The sequence below is a fragment of the Mycobacterium sp. RTGN5 genome, assembly GCF_033804465.1.
Lineage (GTDB): Bacteria > Actinomycetota > Actinomycetes > Mycobacteriales > Mycobacteriaceae > Mycobacterium.
Map to the genome: position 1 here is coordinate 2504762 of NZ_JAPZLA010000001.1, position 16820 is coordinate 2521581.

The 16820-nt window shown below is 66.6% G+C and carries 18 protein-coding genes; 8 read left to right on the top strand and 10 right to left on the bottom strand.

Features of this window, described 5'->3' with window-relative positions:
• Positions 1–53: 53 nt before the first annotated feature.
• On the top strand, positions 54–806 hold the full coding sequence (locus tag SLQ31_RS12270; RefSeq protein ID WP_319432609.1) for a YebC/PmpR family DNA-binding transcriptional regulator: 753 nt from the start codon (positions 54–56) through the stop codon (positions 804–806).
• A gap of 14 nt (positions 807–820) precedes the next feature.
• On the opposite strand, the gene SLQ31_RS12275 is transcribed toward SLQ31_RS12270, so the two are convergent.
• The 3 genes from SLQ31_RS12275 to SLQ31_RS12285 form a co-directional block, all read right to left on the bottom strand.
• Complete coding sequence (locus SLQ31_RS12275; RefSeq protein ID WP_319432615.1) at positions 821–1081, bottom strand: hypothetical protein; 261 nt, start codon at positions 1079–1081, stop codon at positions 821–823.
• 87 nt (positions 1082–1168) lie between these two features.
• Positions 1169–1765 carry a TetR/AcrR family transcriptional regulator gene (locus SLQ31_RS12280; protein ID WP_319432617.1) on the bottom strand — a complete coding sequence of 199 codons (597 nt, stop codon included), beginning with the start codon at positions 1763–1765 and terminating at the stop codon, positions 1169–1171.
• Entirely contained in the window at positions 1762–2211 is a 450-nt protein-coding gene (locus tag SLQ31_RS12285) for a cupin domain-containing protein (RefSeq protein WP_319432619.1), read from the bottom strand. Before SLQ31_RS12285 ends, SLQ31_RS12280 begins: the two co-directional genes overlap by 4 nt.
• A gap of 111 nt (positions 2212–2322) precedes the next feature.
• On the opposite strand from SLQ31_RS12285, the gene ruvC reads away from it, so the two are divergent.
• From ruvC to SLQ31_RS12305, 4 genes are read left to right on the top strand one after another with little or no spacing between them, the layout of a single operon-like run.
• Entirely contained in the window at positions 2323–2901 is a 579-nt protein-coding gene (ruvC, locus tag SLQ31_RS12290; RefSeq protein ID WP_319432621.1) for a crossover junction endodeoxyribonuclease RuvC, read from the top strand.
• Positions 2898–3491 carry a Holliday junction branch migration protein RuvA gene (ruvA, locus tag SLQ31_RS12295; protein ID WP_319432623.1) on the top strand — a complete coding sequence of 198 codons (594 nt, stop codon included), beginning with the start codon at positions 2898–2900 and terminating at the stop codon, positions 3489–3491. Before ruvC ends, ruvA begins: the two co-directional genes overlap by 4 nt.
• The gene (gene ruvB / locus SLQ31_RS12300; protein WP_319432625.1) at positions 3488–4564 is read left to right on the top strand and encodes a Holliday junction branch migration DNA helicase RuvB; all 1077 of its coding nucleotides are present in this window, start codon (positions 3488–3490) and stop codon (positions 4562–4564) included. The genes ruvA and ruvB overlap by 4 nt, the downstream gene beginning before the upstream one ends.
• 10 nt (positions 4565–4574) lie before the next feature.
• Entirely contained in the window at positions 4575–4958 is a 384-nt protein-coding gene (locus SLQ31_RS12305) for a DUF1304 domain-containing protein (protein WP_319432627.1), read from the top strand.
• Here the strand turns inward: SLQ31_RS12305 and SLQ31_RS12310 are convergent.
• The 3 genes from SLQ31_RS12310 to SLQ31_RS12320 all read right to left on the bottom strand — a co-directional run bounded on the left by SLQ31_RS12310 (position 4951) and on the right by SLQ31_RS12320 (position 7560).
• The gene (locus SLQ31_RS12310; RefSeq protein ID WP_319432629.1) at positions 4951–5787 is read right to left on the bottom strand and encodes a phytanoyl-CoA dioxygenase family protein; all 837 of its coding nucleotides are present in this window, start codon (positions 5785–5787) and stop codon (positions 4951–4953) included. The genes SLQ31_RS12305 and SLQ31_RS12310 overlap by 8 nt on opposite strands.
• The gene (locus SLQ31_RS12315; protein ID WP_319432631.1) at positions 5784–6407 is read right to left on the bottom strand and encodes a TetR/AcrR family transcriptional regulator; all 624 of its coding nucleotides are present in this window, start codon (positions 6405–6407) and stop codon (positions 5784–5786) included. The genes SLQ31_RS12310 and SLQ31_RS12315 overlap by 4 nt, the downstream gene beginning before the upstream one ends.
• Positions 6408–6471: 64 nt before the next feature.
• Positions 6472–7560: a GGDEF domain-containing protein gene (locus SLQ31_RS12320; RefSeq protein ID WP_319432633.1), complete on the bottom strand. Its 1089-nt coding sequence runs from the start codon at positions 7558–7560 to the stop codon at positions 6472–6474.
• Positions 7561–7689: 129 nt separating this feature from the next.
• Here SLQ31_RS12320 and SLQ31_RS12325 point away from each other — a divergent pair, with 129 nt between their 5' ends.
• Positions 7690–8595 carry an alpha/beta hydrolase gene (locus tag SLQ31_RS12325; protein ID WP_319432635.1) on the top strand — a complete coding sequence of 302 codons (906 nt, stop codon included), beginning with the start codon at positions 7690–7692 and terminating at the stop codon, positions 8593–8595.
• A gap of 16 nt (positions 8596–8611) precedes the next feature.
• Here the strand turns inward: SLQ31_RS12325 and SLQ31_RS12330 are convergent, their stop codons facing one another.
• Together SLQ31_RS12330 and car are read right to left on the bottom strand one after the other, a co-directional pair.
• Complete coding sequence (locus tag SLQ31_RS12330) at positions 8612–8962, bottom strand: hypothetical protein (protein WP_319432637.1); 351 nt, start codon at positions 8960–8962, stop codon at positions 8612–8614.
• Positions 8963–9090: 128 nt separating this feature from the next.
• Positions 9091–12576 (bottom strand): carboxylic acid reductase, encoded by a 3486-nt coding sequence (gene car, locus SLQ31_RS12335; RefSeq protein WP_319432639.1) that lies wholly within the window; start codon positions 12574–12576, stop codon positions 9091–9093.
• 227 nt (positions 12577–12803) lie between these two features.
• Here car and SLQ31_RS12340 point away from each other — a divergent pair, with 227 nt between their 5' ends.
• Complete coding sequence (locus SLQ31_RS12340; RefSeq protein ID WP_319432641.1) at positions 12804–13484, top strand: hypothetical protein; 681 nt, start codon at positions 12804–12806, stop codon at positions 13482–13484.
• A 158-nt stretch (positions 13485–13642) separates the two neighbouring features.
• Positions 13643–13954, top strand: coding sequence for a hypothetical protein (locus tag SLQ31_RS12345; RefSeq protein WP_319432643.1), 312 nt, complete (start codon positions 13643–13645; stop codon positions 13952–13954).
• Here SLQ31_RS12345 and SLQ31_RS12350 read toward each other — a convergent pair.
• Complete coding sequence (locus SLQ31_RS12350) at positions 13926–15359, bottom strand: gamma-aminobutyraldehyde dehydrogenase (protein ID WP_319432644.1); 1434 nt, start codon at positions 15357–15359, stop codon at positions 13926–13928. The genes SLQ31_RS12345 and SLQ31_RS12350 overlap by 29 nt on opposite strands.
• 11 nt (positions 15360–15370) lie before the next feature.
• Complete coding sequence (gabT, locus tag SLQ31_RS12355) at positions 15371–16711, bottom strand: 4-aminobutyrate--2-oxoglutarate transaminase (protein WP_319432646.1); 1341 nt, start codon at positions 16709–16711, stop codon at positions 15371–15373.
• Positions 16712–16820: the final 109 nt, after the last annotated feature.

A 16820-nucleotide genomic window follows, 5' to 3' on the forward strand; every position in this document is an offset into this window, starting at 1 on the left:
GACCAGTAGACTCGTCGGGTTACGGCAGGACGGAAAGTACGGAGAAGAACCCGATGAGCGGCCATTCCAAGTGGGCTACGACCAAACACCAGAAGGCCGTCAAGGATGCGCGCCGCGGCAAGGAGTTCGCCCGCCTGATCAAAAACATCGAGGTCGCGGCACGCACCGGTGGTGGTGATCCCGGCGGTAACCCGACCTTGTACGACGCCATTCAGAAGGCCAAGAAAACCTCGGTGCCGAACGACAACATCGAGCGGGCCCGCAAGCGCGGCGCAGGTGAAGAAGCCGGCGGCGCTGACTGGCAGACGATCATGTACGAGGGCTACGGACCCAACGGCGTCGCGGTGCTCATCGAGTGCCTGACCGACAACCGCAATCGCGCGGCAAGCGAGGTCCGGATCGCGATGACCCGCAACGGCGGCAACATGGCCGATCCGGGTTCGGTGTCCTACCTGTTCTCCCGCAAGGGCGTGGTGACGCTGGACAAGAACGGCCTGGCCGAGGACGACGTCCTGCTGGCGGTGCTGGAGGCCGGCGCCGAAGATGTCAACGATCTCGGCGAGAGCTTCGAGGTCATCTCCGAACCGACTGATCTGGTCGCGGTGCGCACCGCGCTGCAGGACGCGGGTATCGACTACGACTCCGCCGACGCAGGTTTCCAGGCGTCGGTGACGGTGCCGCTGGACGCCGACGGCGCCCGCAAGATCATGAAGCTCGTCGACGCGCTGGAGGACAGCGACGACGTTCAGGACGTGTACACCAACGCCGACATCTCCGACGAGGTCCTGGCCGAGATCGACGAATGAGCGCAGGAGCCTGATCACCGCATCCCGTGGCCACCGCCGTTGTGGAAGATCAGGCCGCCGCCCAGCAGGAACGGATACAGCGACGGGTACGGAACGTTCGGCGGTGAGGACGTGAGCTGGGCATTACCCGGTGTCTCGCACTGGGTGTTGCCGTCGCTGACCGCGGTACAAACCAGATGCGGGTCGCTGGCCGCGGCGGCAACGGGCGCAGCAGAGATTGCTGCGGCGATCCCGGTGGCGAGCAGGCCGGCGGCGAAACGAACTTTGATTGCCATGATGGGCTCCTTCGAAACTGAACGTACAGTTTCGAAATAATCAACGCCGGCGCAAGATGCGGCATTCCGTGGCGATGGTGAGTTCCCTCACCGGGACAGACCGCGGATGGCGGCGTCGACGATGGCGTCGGCGGCGGCGTCATCCAGGGCGCCACGGCTGGTCATCAGCCGGTACAGGGCGGGCCCGACGATCAGGTCGACCGCGACGTCGCGGTCGACGTCGGCACGCAGTTCACCACGTGCCACCCCGCGGTCCCAGACGGTCTCCAGCACCGCGCGCCGGGTGCGGATCAACCCGTCGCGCAGCTCATTGGTCACCTCGGGATCGAACTGAGCCTCGCCGACCAACTGAGCGAAGACCCGTCCGCTCGGTCCGGTGTAGAAGTGGAACAGTCCGCGCAGCCAGATCGTGAAATCCTGCTGGGCCGAACCGGTGTCGGGGTCGGGGGAGTCGGCCTGCATCTCGGAGAAGAACGCGTCGACGGCGACGGCGTATTTATTCGGCCACCACTTGTAGATCGTCGCCTTGCTGGATCCGCTGCGAGCGGCGATCTGTTCGGTGGTCATTGCCCGTAACCCGATCTCGTGCAACAACTCTGAAGTCGCGCGGACCACTGCCGAGCGAGACTGCTCGCTACGCGGCCGGCCGGGCCTGGTCTGCCTGGCGGTGTCCTCGACGCTCACAGCGGATACAGCCGGTCCAGATTGACGATGATGGCCTCCTGGGTGCTGCGGGCGATGACGACGACGGCGGGCTCGCCGGGGTCCGGGTTCTCCTCCCGGTGGGGCAGGTGCGGCGGCACGAAGATGTAGTCGCCCGGCTCGGTACTGATGCGCACCTCACCGACACCGTCGTGGAAGACGAACTCGGGGTGGCCGCTGCGCACAAAGATCGCCGTCTCCGACTCGCCGTGGTGATGGTTGGCCGACGCCACACCCGGCCCGACGTGCGTCTCGCCCATCCACAGCTTCTCCGAGCCGACAGACGGGCCGCTGATCGCGGCGAACCGCTGCATGCCGCCGGTCTGCGAGGTGCTGCCGTCGAGGTCGGCGGCCCTGATGTGGCGCACGCGGTTGCCGACCGGCGCGCTGCCGGACAGATCGGGATGGAATGCGTCGGTGCCGCCCATGGTCTGACGATAGCCACTGCTCAGCGATCCGCGTGGCGTGTCATCACCGATCCCGTCAGCCTGGCCCGCTACTGTTATCGAACAGCTGTTCGTAGTCGGAAAGGGCAATCCGTGCGCGTAATGGGAGTCGACCCCGGGTTGACCCGGTGCGGTCTCTCGATGATCGAGAGCCGAGGCGGCCGCCAGGTCACGGCGCTGGACGTCGACGTGGTGCGCACCCCGGCCGACGAACCGCTGCAGCGGCGCCTGATGACGATCAGCGACGCCGTCGACCATTGGATGGACACCCACCTGCCCGACGTGATCGCGATCGAGCGGGTCTTCGCCAACCAGAACGCGAATACCGCGATGGGCACCGCCCAGGCCGCCGGCGTGATCGCGCTGGCCGCCGCCCGCCGCGACATCGACGTGCATTTCCACACCCCCAGCGAGGTCAAGGCCGCCGTCACCGGCAACGGCCGGGCAGACAAGGCACAGGTCACCGCGATGGTCACCCGGATCCTGCAATTGCAGCAGAAGCCGACGCCGGCTGACGCCGCCGACGCACTGGCCCTGGCGATCTGCCACTGCTGGCGCGCCCCGATGATTGCTCGGATGGCGCAGGCCGAGGCGATGGCCGCCGAGCAGAAACGCGCCTACCAGGCTCGGCTGAAGGCCGCGCGCAAGCCAGTCTCGCGGAGCACGACGTGATCGCCTCGGTGCGCGGTGAAGTCCTCGACATCGCCCTCGACCACGTCGTCATCGAGGCCGCCGGCGTCGGCTACAAGGTGATGGTCACCCCGTCGACGCTGGCCACGTTGCGGCGCGGCAGCGAGGCCCGCCTGATCACCGCGATGATCGTGCGTGAGGACTCCCAGACGCTCTACGGCTTCGCCGACTCCGATGCGCGCGACCTGTTCTCGACGCTGCTCGGGGTGTCCGGGGTCGGCCCGAAGATCGCGCTGGCGACGCTGGCCGTTTACGACGCGACCGCGCTGCGCCAGGCACTTGCCGACGGCGACGTGACCGCCTTGACGCGGGTGCCAGGCATCGGCAAGCGTGGTGCCGAACGGATGGTGCTGGAATTGCGCGACAAGATCGGCGCGGTCGCCGGCGGTGCGGCTCTGGCCGCGGCCACCGGTCATGCGGTGCGCACTCCCGTGGTGGAAGCCCTTGTCGGACTTGGCTTTGCGGCCAAGCAGGCCGAGGAAGCCACTGACAAGGTGCTGGCCGACGACCCGGATGCGAACACGCAGAGTGCGCTGCGGGCGGCCCTGTCACTGCTGGGGAAGACCAGGTGAGCCGGTTCGAGGGCGACGAGGGCGACGAGGGGGACGAGGACCTCGAACGCGACGTCTCGCCGGCGCTGACCGTTGGCGAAGGCGATATCGACGCCAGCCTGCGGCCCCGCAGCCTCAAGGAATTCATCGGCCAGTCCAGGGTGCGCGAACAGCTATCGCTCGTGCTGGAGGCCGCCAAAAACCGCGGCGGCACACCGGATCACATCCTGCTGGCGGGTCCGCCCGGCCTGGGTAAGACGTCGCTGGCGATGATCATCGCCGCCGAAATGGGCACGTCGCTGCGGGTGACGTCCGGCCCGGCACTGCTCCGCGCGGGGGACCTGGCCGCGATGCTGTCCAACCTCGTCGAGCACGACGTGTTGTTCATCGACGAGATTCACCGTATCGCCCGGCCGGCCGAGGAGATGTTGTACCTGGCGATGGAGGACTTCCGGGTCGACGTGGTCGTCGGCAAAGGTCCTGGGGCGACATCGATTCCGCTCGACGTGGCGCCGTTCACTCTGGTCGGTGCCACCACCCGGTCCGGTGCGCTGACCGGGCCGTTGCGCGATCGCTTCGGGTTCACCGCACAGATGGACTTCTACGAGCCCGCCGATCTGGAACGGGTGCTGACCCGGTCGGCGGGCATCCTCGGCATCGAATTCGAGTCCGATGCCGGTACCGAGATCGCCCGCCGGTCGCGGGGTACGCCACGCATCGCCAACCGGCTGCTGCGGCGGGTGCGCGACTACGCCGAGGTGCGCGCCGACGGGGTGATCACCCGCGACATCGCCAAGGCGGCGCTTGCGGTCTACGACGTCGACGAACTCGGCCTTGACCGGCTCGACAGGGCGGTGCTCACGGCGCTGACCAAGAGCTTCGGCGGCGGTCCGGTCGGGGTGTCCACCCTCGCGGTTGCGGTGGGGGAGGAACCCACCACCGTCGAGGAGGTCTGCGAGCCGTTCCTGGTCCGCGCGGGCATGATCGCGCGGACTCCCCGCGGCCGTGTGGCGACGCCGCTAGCCTGGACCCACCTCGGCATGGTGCCACCGCCGCGGGCCAGCGGACTCGGTCAGTCCGGCTTTTTCGAATGATGGGAACCCGATGGTCAACGCTGCACTGATTTTCGCCGGCCTCGCAGCGCTGCTGCACGTCTACATCTTCACCATGGAATCGCTGACCTGGACCACGCCGCGGACCCGCGCGACGTTCGGCACCACCGCCGAGGAAGCCGAGACCACCAAACTGATGGCCTTGAACCAGGGTTTCTACAACCTGTTCCTTGCGATCGTCAGCGTCGTCGGTATCGTTGCAATCATCCTGGGGCACAATGGGATCGGCGCAGCGCTGGTGTTCGCGGGCGTCGGGTCGATGCTCGCCGCGGCGGTCGTGCTGCTGGCGTCCGCGCCGGACAAGGCGCGTGCCGCGGTGACTCAGGGGGCCTTCCCGTTGGTGGCCGTCGTGCTGTTGGTGATCGCCGTCATCTGATCTCCAGGATCCGCTTGGGGTGCATGCCGTCGACCATGCCCATGAAGGGCGGATGGATGCTGTAGCCAAGCATGCGGCGGAGGTTCTCCGACACGGCGCGCACCGTGCCGGGAGGTGTCGACAGCGTGAACGCTTCTTGAGGGCGCAACCAGGGCTCGCAATACTGTGCAGTGACGGCGAGCCGACTCTGATTGGTCGTGTTGTTGGCACCCCCGCCGTGCCACAGCGTGCCGATGAAGAACACCACTGACCCGGCCGGCATCACGACACTGACATGTTCGTCATCGTCGGCGGGTTTACGACGGTGGTCCCAGCGGTGGCTGCCCGGGATGACCACGGTGGCGCCGTTGTCCGCGGTGAAGTCGGTGATCGCCCAGATGGTGGCCGCGCTCAATGCCGGGCGTGGGCGCGGCACGGGATACATGCCGTCATCGAAATGCAGGAACTGTGCGCTCTCCTGGGGTCCGATTCGGATGGCCTGCAACTGAGACAGCAGATAGTTGGGCATCAACAGCCGGTCGAGCAGTGCCAGCACTCGCGGATGCTCGACGAGACCGTCGCAGACGCGTGTCTTGGTCATCAGACTGTACGCCCGCTGAGTGCGTAAGCCCTCGAAGGCATTTCGACCGACCGGCCCGAGCAGCGGATCCACCTCGGCGGCAATCTCCTCGCATGCTTGCGCCGAGATCAGGCCTTCGATGACGACGTATCCGTCGCGTTCGAGTAGGGCTAAATCGGATTCGACGGTCTCGTCGTGCGCTCCGGCGCGAGCCGTCGACCGGTACGTACCGGCGAGGTCGCCGTACAGATCCTCGACCCGTTCAATCATTGACCTTCCCTTCGGTGTTGAGGCCCTTCGCTGTTCGACTTCAGGCCAACGGCTCCGGAGACGAATGACCAGAGCTGGTCGATGGCGTCGGCGGCGGGTGGTCGGGGATCGCGGGTCAGGCACACGGCGACGACGGCGTTGGTGCCGCCGATGGTGGCCGCAGCCAGATATTCGGGGTCGCGGTCTGCCGGAATCTCGCCATCACGTTGCCCCTGAGCCATGTTGCGGGCGCCGAACTTGCTCATCTCCTGCAGCCAGCGACCTCGCGCGGTGGCCAGTTCGCCTTCGCCGAGTCCGGACAAGATTGCGGGCGCCGCGGGCTCGCGATAGAGGAAGTGCACCCAGTCGCTGATGCGTTCACGCTCCCGCTCGGCCCAGGTGGGGGCGTCGTAGGTGCGCAGTGCGATCGAGTTGGAGAATCGCTGATAAAACGCGTCGATGACGGCGACGAGCAGGCCGGTGCGGGTGCCGAAATAGCGATAGGGCAGACCATCGCTGACTCCGGCCCGCCGTGCGACCGCGGCGACCTCGAAGCGTCCGGTCTCCGCCAGTTCCGCTGTCGCGGCGTCGATGAGCCGTTCCCGAGCTTGAACACCGCGCGCCGTCGTCGCCACCGTCACGGGATTATCCTAAGTTGAGTTCAACTTAGTTTCAAGGCTATGGCTGAGGCGGGATTTTCCCGACCTATGCCCGGGGGCTCGTCATGGTGCGGTAGCGCACCTGGTTGCCGCCCGCTCGCTTGGCCTCGTACATCGCCGCGTCTGCCGCGTCGACCAGCTTGGTGAGCGCCGTGGTCGTGGTACTGCCGATATCTGTCAGTGCGATCGACGCGACGCCGACGCTGGCGGTCACTTCACTCGGTGTGTTGGCGACGGCTGCGCGTAACCGTTCGGCACGGAGTTCCGGTTCGTCTGGTCCGGTCAGCTCTGCGATCAGAAACTCTTCGCCACCGAGGCGGGCGACCACGGAATTCATTGCGCTCGCACGGTGCAGGTTGTCGGCGACCGCGACCAGTACTGCATCGCCGTAGCCATGCCCGTGGGTGTCGTTGATCCGTTTGAAGCCGTCCAAGTCGATCAGGATCACGGACAGCCACTGTGACTGTGATCGGTCGGCTCCGGCGATCAGCTGCAGCACCGACTGGTCGTAGCCGCGCCGATTGCGCAGCCCGGTCAGCGAATCGGTGTCGGACATCCTCGCGTCGAGGCTCAGCAGATGCAGCAGCAGCTGGCTTCCGAACGGGACGACGAGTATTGCGATCAGCATGCCCAGCACATGCCCAACAGCCATTGCGGTGTCGCCCGCCTCCGCGATCCGTACACCGGCGAAGACCGTGGTGACGATCGCATTGGCCAGCGTCGCCGCCAGCAGCCGGCTGGAGTGGTGCAGACCGACGAAGCCGGCGATCGGAGCAAAGGTGGCGCACGCCAACAAGGCGGTGGCCGGGGTCCCGGCGATCAGGCACGCGATGGTGACACCCGCGTTGGCCCCGACGGCGAAGAGCGCGGACTGTCGACGACTCGGCCAGCCGGCCAGCCAGCTGCATGCCCCACCGAACGCCAGGGCCGACATGACGATCGCGGCAGTCCGGTGGATCTGACCCTGCGGACCCGACGGGCTGAACAGCATCACCACGGGCACCACGCCGAAGATGATGACGACTGACGCGATGAGGACACGGCTGAAGCGCTGGAGGTGCCGCGAGGCAAGGTATTCCGACATCCAGTCGTATTGATCGGGCTGGTGCCACCACCGCCGGATCCACGCCGCCATGCCTACGTCTTTGTGCATTTGCTCCCGAACCGCCAGCAGCCGGCCCCCCGAGAGCTGCAAGTCTGACGGGCAACATTACTGCTCGGGTCTGGCACCTACCCGTTGTACCGTCGCGGTGTGACGCGATCGTTGGCACTGCTGTCGCTGCTCATCGTGCTGGCGGGGTGCGCACGCGGTTCGGCAGACCCGGGCGCCGGGTCGTCGGGCCTTGTCGATATAGGCGACGGCCGGCAGCTGTACCTGGAATGCCAGGGCAGCGGTTCGCCCGCGGTCTTCATCATCCCGGGCAAAGGCAGCTACGCGCAGGCGTGGAATTTCGTGGTGCCGGCCGATGATCCGATCCGGTCCTCGCCCTACGACATCATCGGGCAAGCGCAGCTGGAACCCAGCTCGAACGCGGTGCAGCCGTCCGTCGCGAGGACGACGCAGGTGTGCGCCTATGACCGGCCGAACACCCGGCTGGACGGCAGCGACCAGTCCACCCCCGTATCGCAACCGCATACCGTGCAGCAGGATGTCGACGACATCGTTGCGCTGATCAACGCCGCGCACCTTCCGGGGCCGCTGGTTTTTGCCGCGCACTCCTACGGTGGCCTCATCCTCGACCTGCTGGCGCGCACGCATCCGGATCTGGTGGCGGGCATCGTGATGGTCGATGGTGTCTCGGAATTTCTGCCGGGCGCGGGCACTGACGTGCAGAACGCCGCCTGGGAGCGCGATGGCGCGTTGCCGGCGGAGTCGGGGGGCGAGGGCGTGCTCACTCTCGAAGCGATGGCCGCCGTCAAGGATGCGCCGCCGCTGCCGCGCGTACCCGCAATCGTCCTCAGTGCCGACAAGTTCCCGGCACCAGAAGCTCTGACGCCGGAGAATTACACCTTGGCCCAGATTCATGAAGCCAACGACATGCTGGCGGCGGCACTGGGAACTACGAACATCATCGCGAGCGGCAGCGGCCACAACATGATGCTTTATCAGCCGAAGCTGGTCGCCGACAACATCATTGAGATCGTCGATCAGGTCCGCCGAGCCGGCTAGCGCGGTGGGGCGTGCGTCAGGCGCAGATGAAAGAGACCGGTGGGCACTTTCGGGGTACCAGCGCGTCCGGCGCCGGGGCATCGCCCTCCCAGACGCCCGGGTTGATGTTGCCCGAGCCCCAGCTGACATACCACCAGGTATGGCAGACGTTCATGTCCCAGTCGATCTGCCCGCCCGGCGCTCCGGTGTGGTGCTCCATATCGACTCCCGACGTCATGCTCTGGCCCGGGCACCAGGTGTACGGGCCACCGGCCTGGGCGGTGCCTGCGCCAAACGCAAGAGCGGCCGCGACCAGACCCCCTGTCAGCACTGCTGATGTCGCCAGCCGCGTCATCGGCCGGGCCGTGAAGTCAGTCTTGATCGCCATGCTCGGGAGTGAACCCGGCCGGTGTGACTACCGATCCCAATATTGGATGCCGGCACGTCGCCCACCGAAAACGACACCAGGGTCGGCGATCGTCGTTGATCGCGACCCTGGTGTCGATGTCGGCAGGCCTACAGCAAACCCAGGAGCTGCAAGTCGGTCACGTACTTCACGATGACTTCCGGCGTGACGTGCGGAATATCCTTGTCCGGGCCGATTTTCGCGTCCTGAACCGCGGTGCGGAACCGCTCGGTCGGGGCGATCGATCCACGGACCGGCCGCTCCGGGTGCTGATAGTTGTGCAGCAACGGAAGTAGTGAGTACTGGCGTTGGCGGTCGGGCAGTGCCCGCATCGAGGTTTCGAACCGCTGCAGCCAGGTGCCGTACTCGGCGATCCGCTGGATCGGGTGGCCGGCCTCGACCAGCCAGTCGACGAACTCGTCGAGCCCGAGGCCGTCGTCGTAGGGGTTCATGACGTGATAGGTCTCGAACCCTTCCGTCACGTGCGCGCCGAGTGTGGAGATCGCCTCGGCGATGAACTCCACCGGCAGGCCGTCGTAGTGCGCACGCTGGCGATTGCCGTCGGCGGCGAGCTCATAGAACGACGCAGGCGCGATCCCGGTGGCCACCAGGCTCAGAATCATCCGGGTGAACATGTCGGGCAGGTTGAGCTGGCCGCCGTAGGTGGTGTCGGCCAGGATCATGTCGCAGCGGAACACCGAGACCGGAAGGCCACACAGGTCATTGGCCTCGCGCAGGAGGACCTCGCCGGCCCACTTGCTGTTGCCGTAGCCGTTGGCGTACGAGTCGTCCACCGCCCGGGTGGGGCTGATCGACCGGATATCGCCGTCCTCCACGAACTGTCCCGGCGTGATGCCGGCACCGACGCCGATCGTCGAGACGTACACGAACGGCTTCACCTTGGTGGTCAGCGCGATCCGGATCAGCTCGGCGGTACCAACAGCGTTGGGGCCGAACAACTCCCGATACGGCAAAACGTGGTTGACCAACGCGGCAGGGTCGACGATCAGATCGACGGTGTCAGCCAGCCGCTGCCAGGTCGTGGCATCCAGCCCGAGGTTCTCTTCGCCCTTGTCACCGGCAATGACCTCGAGATGTGCTTCAGCCAATTCACGGTAGTGAGCCAGCAGCGTGGGGTCCCCGCTGTCGAAGGTGGCATCCAGCCGGTGACGCGCATCCTCATCTGTACGGGCGCGCACCAGGCAGATCACCTTGCCGTCGACCAGGCTCATCCGTTCCAGCCATTCCAGGGCCAGGTAACGACCCAGGAATCCGGTTGCGCCAGTGAGCAGTACGGTGCGGATCTCGCTGCTCGGCCCGGGCAGTTGCGGTGCGGCGGCCAAGGTCGCGGCGTCGATGAAGTGATCCAATGTCAGATCACGGGCGTGCGCCTCGGTGGCGCCGGCACCGTGGACGGAGGCGAATGTCGGCCGCTTGCCGCCCGAACTCCGTTCGGTTTCGATGTAGGCCGCGATGGCCTGTAGGTCGCTGGCGGGGCTGACGATGACACCCACCGGCACCTCGATCTCGAAGATCTCGTTGAGCAGGTTGGCGAATGTCAACGCCGACAGGGAATCTCCGCCCAAATCGGTGAAGTGCGCGTCGGGTTGCAGGTCTGCGGCCGTGGCGCCCAGCAACGCGCCGGCGGCGCGAGTGATGGTCGCCAACACCGGGGCATCGGCGCCACTACGCCGAAGTGCCCGCAGCTCATCGGCCTGACCTTCGGCCAGATCGGTGTAGAGCTGTTCCAGGACGGAGCCGTAGCGTTCCTTCAGTCGGGGCCATGCCAGCTTGCGGATTCCGGTCAGCAGGCCGTTCTCCACGGTGAACGGTGTTGTCTCGATGAGGAAATCGCGCGGAATCTCGTAGGACTGCAAACCCGTGGTGCGGGCGACATCCTGCAGCGATTCGCCGATCAGGGCCTTGAGGTCCGCCGCATCGTGGTCGGCCGCCGCCTCCGCGGTCGGCACCACGACCGCCAGCAGGTAGGGCCGGGCGCTGTTGCCGTACAAGTAGATCTGCTGCACCAGCGGGCTGCGCCCGAAAGCGGCCTCCAGCTTCGACACCGTGACGAACTCGCCCTGGGAGAGCTTGAGGACGTTGTTGCGCCGGTCGACGTACTGCAGATGGTCGGGGGCGGTCTCGGCGACGATGTCGCCGGTGCGATAGAAACCGTCGTCGTCGAACATCGTGGCGGTCACGTCGGGACGCTTGTAGTAGCCGGGGAACAGCTGCGTCGTCTTGACCAGCAGCTCACCGCGCGGGTGCGGCAGGTCGGTGCCGAAGTAGCCGAGCTCGGGAACGTCGACCAGCTTGTAGTCGGTGACCGGGGGACGGCGCACGACGCCGTCGACGAACACCGCACCGGCTTCGGTGGAGCCGTAGCCCTCGATGAGGTGCATGTCCAGGAATGTTTCGACCCATGCCTTGAGCTCGGGTGCGATCGGGGCCGATCCGGTCATCACCGAGACGAACCGGCCACCAAGCAGGCTGTTGCGCTTGTCGGCCAACACTCGGGCTTCCTGACCCGTCCGATCGACCTCGCTTTGCACCTCTTGGTGGATCATGTCCCACACTCGCGGCACCAGATTCAGCTGGGTGGGGCGGGTCAGGGCGAGGTCTTCGAGGAACGTCGACAGGTCCGCGCGGGCGGCGAAATAGACTGTGCCACCGGTGCTCAGCGTTCCGCAGAGTGCGCCGCGACCCATCACGTGGCTCATCGGCATGAAGCTCAGCACGATCGCCGGGTATCCGCCGAGTCGGTCGTCCCAGTGCGCGGCCGCGGCCCCCCACATGTCGGCGACCTTGTGTGCCGGGTACATGGCGCCCTTCGGGGCGCCGGTGCTGCCGGAGGTGTAGATCAGCAGGGCCAGCGGGTCGGCCTCGGTGGTGGCGGCGGGCTCGATGGAACGGCCGGTGCCATAAGCAATTTCGTCGGCAAGGGTGGTGACCGTGACTGGGGTGCCGGCCAGCTGGTCCGTGGCGGCGGCCAGCGACTCGCGCTGATCGTCGACCTCAGGCCGGAAGTCGAAGACCACCAAACGTTTCGGTGCGGGTCCGGCGAGCACGAGCGCGACGGCGTCGTCGAGATAGTCGATGCTCGACGCGATTACCGTCGGTTCGGTCTCGGCGACGATCGGTTGCAATTGGGTGGCTCCTGCGCTGGTTTGCAGCGGCACGGCAACCGCGCCCAACTGGGTCAGCGCGATGTCGATGGTGGTGTAGTCGACGCTGGTGAAGCCCAGCATGGCCACCCGGTCACCGGTCTCGACGGCGCGGTCGGACCAGGCGGCGGCGACAGCCTCAACGCGGCCCCAGAGTTCGCGGTAGGTGATGGTCTCGAACTCGGGCACGAACTCGGCGGTGGTGCGATGCGTCTGCGGGTCCTCGACGAAGCGCACGACGCGCTGTCCCAGCGCAGGGCGGTCGGCATAACCGTCGAAGACGGTCTTGATGATCTCGGGCAGGCGCAGGCCGGGCTGGCCGGCGGCCGCGGTGACGGCCGGGTCGGGGGCGGCGGCCGCGAACTGCGGATCGGTGGCATAAAGATCGGTGACGCGCTGCTCGAACCGGGCTTCGCGAGTATCAGTCGGCATGACAAGACTCCATTAACAAGCGAGAGAAAGAAGTTGTGGTGGGCGCTACGCTGCACCCAAATAAAACTACGTTAGCAAAACTAACGATATTCCCCGGTGGCGCCGGATTCCAGGGATCGGGGCTGTGAACTTGCTCTCCATCCCCTCGGAGAGCGTCGTTAGAGGCCCTCGCGACGGGGGTACTCGAGCGTCATCACGGGGATATCCCCCTGAGTCAAGGAGGCGTCATGAGAGACGTAGACACCCGTATCGATACTGGTACGGGCCGGATGGAGATCGCGCGCAGCCGGGGTGCGGCGAGTGGTTTCCTGCTCATCCTGCTCGGTGCATGGGGCGCGCTGATTCCGTTCGTCGGGCCCTACTTCAACTTCGCTTATGACCCCGGTGTTGCGTGGACGTGGACCACGGCCCGTGGCTGGCTGGAGGTTCTTCCCGGTGCAGTGACCGTGCTGGGCGGCGTGCTGCTGCTGATGTCGCGCAATCGGGCCACTGCCATGTTCGGCGGCTGGCTCGCGGTCATCGCGGGCGCATGGTTCGTGGTGGGCCGGCTCTTCGCCAGCCCGCTGCAGTTGGGCGACTTCGGGTCGCCGGTGTCGAACACCATGGCCGGTCAGTTGGCGATCGAGCTGGGCTTCTTCGCCGGCCTGGGCGCCTTGATCATCTTCTTCGGGGCGATGGCCCTGGGCCGGGTGTCGGTGCGCAGCCTGCGTGACGTCCGCTATGCCCAGCGACCGGTCGTCGCCGAACCCGTTGCCGCTGAGCCGGTTGCCACGATGGCCACCGAGCCGTTTGGCGTCGAGCCGCGCCGTCATCGTGCCGCGGAGCCGGTCGAGGTCGACGACGAGCATCGTCGGCGCGGTTGGCGGCACATGTTCGGCGGGTCGCGCCGAACTCCCGTCGCGCACTGACCGCGCGAGCCGGGGAGGGCTCGCGCTTCCAAGAGCCACCCGCCGTCGATGCGCGGCGGGTGGCTTCTTGGTTAGGGGAGGTCAGTAAGGGACGTCACTGTGCGATATCGGCCACAAACCTGATGGCGTGATTCGGGTTTCGGGACACAGTGGAAGACATGACCGCAATATTCAGCACCGACAAGGACTTCGCGCGTATCGCCGAGCTATGCATGGCTCTGGGCGTGCCGCAGGATGACTGGGTGCTGTTCTGGCGGTGGGCCGACGAGCTGCCGACCGGCAAGGCGGTCGACGAATTGAGTTCCTATGTGGATGTGCTCATTGCGCAGCGCTGTCTGAACCCGGGCGACGACGTGATGAGCCAACTCATCGCCTTGGACATGACCGACGAGGAGATTCGCACCCGGGTTGGCGCGCTCGTGGTGAAGCCCGAAACGAAGCTCAGCCCGTATAAGCCATCACGTGCTTGATGCGGGTGTAGTCCTCGAAGCCGTACATCGACAGGTCCTTGCCATGCCCTGAGGATTTGTAGCCGCCGTGCGGCATTTCGGCGACCAGCGGGATGTGGGTGTTGATCCACACACAGCCGAAGTCCAGCGCGTTGGACACCCGGATCGCACGGGACACGTCTTTGGTCCACACCGACGACGCCAGGCCGTATTCGGTGCCGTTGGCCCAGCGAATGGCCTCGTCCTCATCGGCGAACGATTGCACGGTGATCACCGGGCCGAAGATCTCTTCCTGCACCTGCCGGTCGTCCTGCAACAGCCCGCCGATCACCGTCGGCTCAATGTAGAAACCCTTGTCGCCCTGCCGGTTTCCGCCGGCAGCGACCATCGCGTGCGACGGCACATCGGACAGGAAGCCGAGCACCCGCTCCAGCTGGTTGGCGTTGTTGACCGGCGGCACCCAGGCCTCCTCGTCGCCGGCCGGCCGGCCGAAGGTGGTGGTCGCGCCCCTGGCCTGCTCGGCCAGTGCGGCGGTCAACTCCTCGGCGACGCCGGCGCGGGCCAGCACCCGGGTGGCTGCGGTGCAGTCCTGCCCGGCGTTGAAGTAACCGGCCGTCGCGATTCCCGCTGCGGCGGTGGCGATGTCGGCGTCGTCGAACACGATCACCGGCGCCTTGCCACCCAACTCGAGGTGGGTGCGCTTGAGATGGCCGCCCGCACTGACCGCAACCGCACGGCCGGCGGCGACCGATCCGGTGATCGACACCATCTGCGGGGTGGGATGCGCGACGACGGCCGCACCGGTCACCCGATCGCCGCAGACGACATTGAGTACACCGGGCCCGAAGTGCCTGGCGGCGATCTCGGCCAGCATCACGGTCGTCACCGGGGTGGTGTCGCTGGGCTTGAGCACCACGGTGTTGCCGGCGGCGATGGCCGGGCAGAACTTCCAGATCGCCATCATCATCGGGTAGTTCCAGGGGGCGACCTGACCGATCACCCCGACCGGCTCGCGGCGGATCCAGGACGTGTGATCGGCCAGGTACTCTCCGGCCGATTTGCCCTCCAAAATCCTTGCCGCACCGGCGAAGAACCGGATCTGGTCGACCATCGGAGGTATCTCCTCGGCCGCCGTCACGTGATTGGGCTTGCCGGTATTGCGGCCCTCGGCGGCGACGAGGCTTTCCGCATGCCTTTCAATGTCGTCAGCGAAACTTAGCAGCGCTTTCTGTCGATGCGACGGCGTGGTGCGCTTCCAGTCGGCGAACGCCGCAGCCGCGGCTGTATACGCGTTGTCGATGTCCTGCTCGTTGGAAATCGGTGCGGTGCCGTACTTTTCGCCGGTGGAGGGGTCGACGATCGGCATGGTGCCGCCGCTGACCGAGTCGACGAGTTCGCCGTTGATGAAGTTCTTGACGGTGGTCATCCGGGTCCGCCTCAGAGGTCGGCGAGGATCGCGGTCAGCACTTCGAGCCCTTCGAGCAGGAGCTCGTCGCTGATCGTCAGCGGCGGCAGGAACCGCAGCACGTTGCCGAAGGTGCCACAGGTCAGCACCAGCACACCCTGGGCGTGGGCCTTGGCCGCCAGGGTCTTGGTGAGGTCCGGATCCGGTTCGCCGGTACCGGATTTCACCAGTTCTACGGCGATCATCGCGCCGCGGCCACGGACGTCGCCAATGCGGTCGTCGTCGGCCTGCAACCGGCCGAGCTTGTCCTTCATCAACGCTTCGATCTGCTTGGCGCGCGCCACCAACCCGTCGAGCTCGATGGTCTCGATGGTGGCTAGCGCGGCCGCGCACGCCACCGGGTTACCGCCGTAGGTGCCGCCCAGGCCGCTGACGTGGGGGGCGTCCATCATCTCGGCGCGCCCGGTCACCGCCGCCAGCGGCAGGCCGTCGGCGATGCCCTTGGCTGTCACGATCAAATCCGGCTCGATGCCCTCGTCTTCGCAGGCGAACATCGCGCCGGTGCGGGCGAACCCGGTCTGCACCTCGTCGGCGATGAAGACGACGTTGTTGTCGGTGCACCAGGCCCGCAGCGTGGGCAGGAACCCGGGCGCGGGGACGATGAAGCCGCCCTCGCCCTGGATCGGCTCGATGATCACCGCGGCCAGGTTGGCCGCCCCGATCTGCTTGTCGATCACCGTCAGCGCCCGCTCGGCGGCCAGCTCGCCGTCGGTGGCCCACTCCTTGTCGATGAGGCCGTCGCGGTAGGGGTAGGACATCGGGGCGCGGTAGACCTCCGGCGCGAACGGGCCGAAGCCGCTCTTGTACGGCATCGACTTGGCGGTCAGCGCCATCGTCAGGTTGGTGCGCCCGTGGTAGGCGTGGTCGAAGGCCACCACCGCGGTCTTGCGGGTGTAGGCGCGGGCGACCTTGATCGCGTTCTCCACCGCTTCGGCGCCGGAATTGAACAGTGCCGACCGCTTCTCATAGGAGCCGGGGGTGAGGCGGTTGAGGTGCTCGGCGACCGCGATGTACTCCTCGTACGGCGTCACCATGAAGCAGGTGTGGGTGAAGTCGGCGACTTGGGCGCGCACCGCCTCGACCACCCGCGGGGAGGAGTTGCCGATCGTCGTCACGGCGATCCCGGAACCCAGATCGATCAGCCGGTTGCCGTCGACGTCCTCGATGATCCCGCCGCCGGCGCGCGCGGCGTAGATCGGCATCGTGACGCCAACACCGCTCGAGACCGCGGCGACCCGGCGTTTGGACAGCTCGAGTGACGCGGGCCCAGGGATGTCGGTGACGAGTTTGCGGCTCTGCTCGAGGGTGGTCACTTCTGTTCTCCTAGACGAAGGTGGCACTGCACGCAGCGGGCCATTCGAGCCTAGTCGGGCGGCGACGCGACGCAACTGAAAACCCGGTTTGAGCGTGTGATGAATGCCG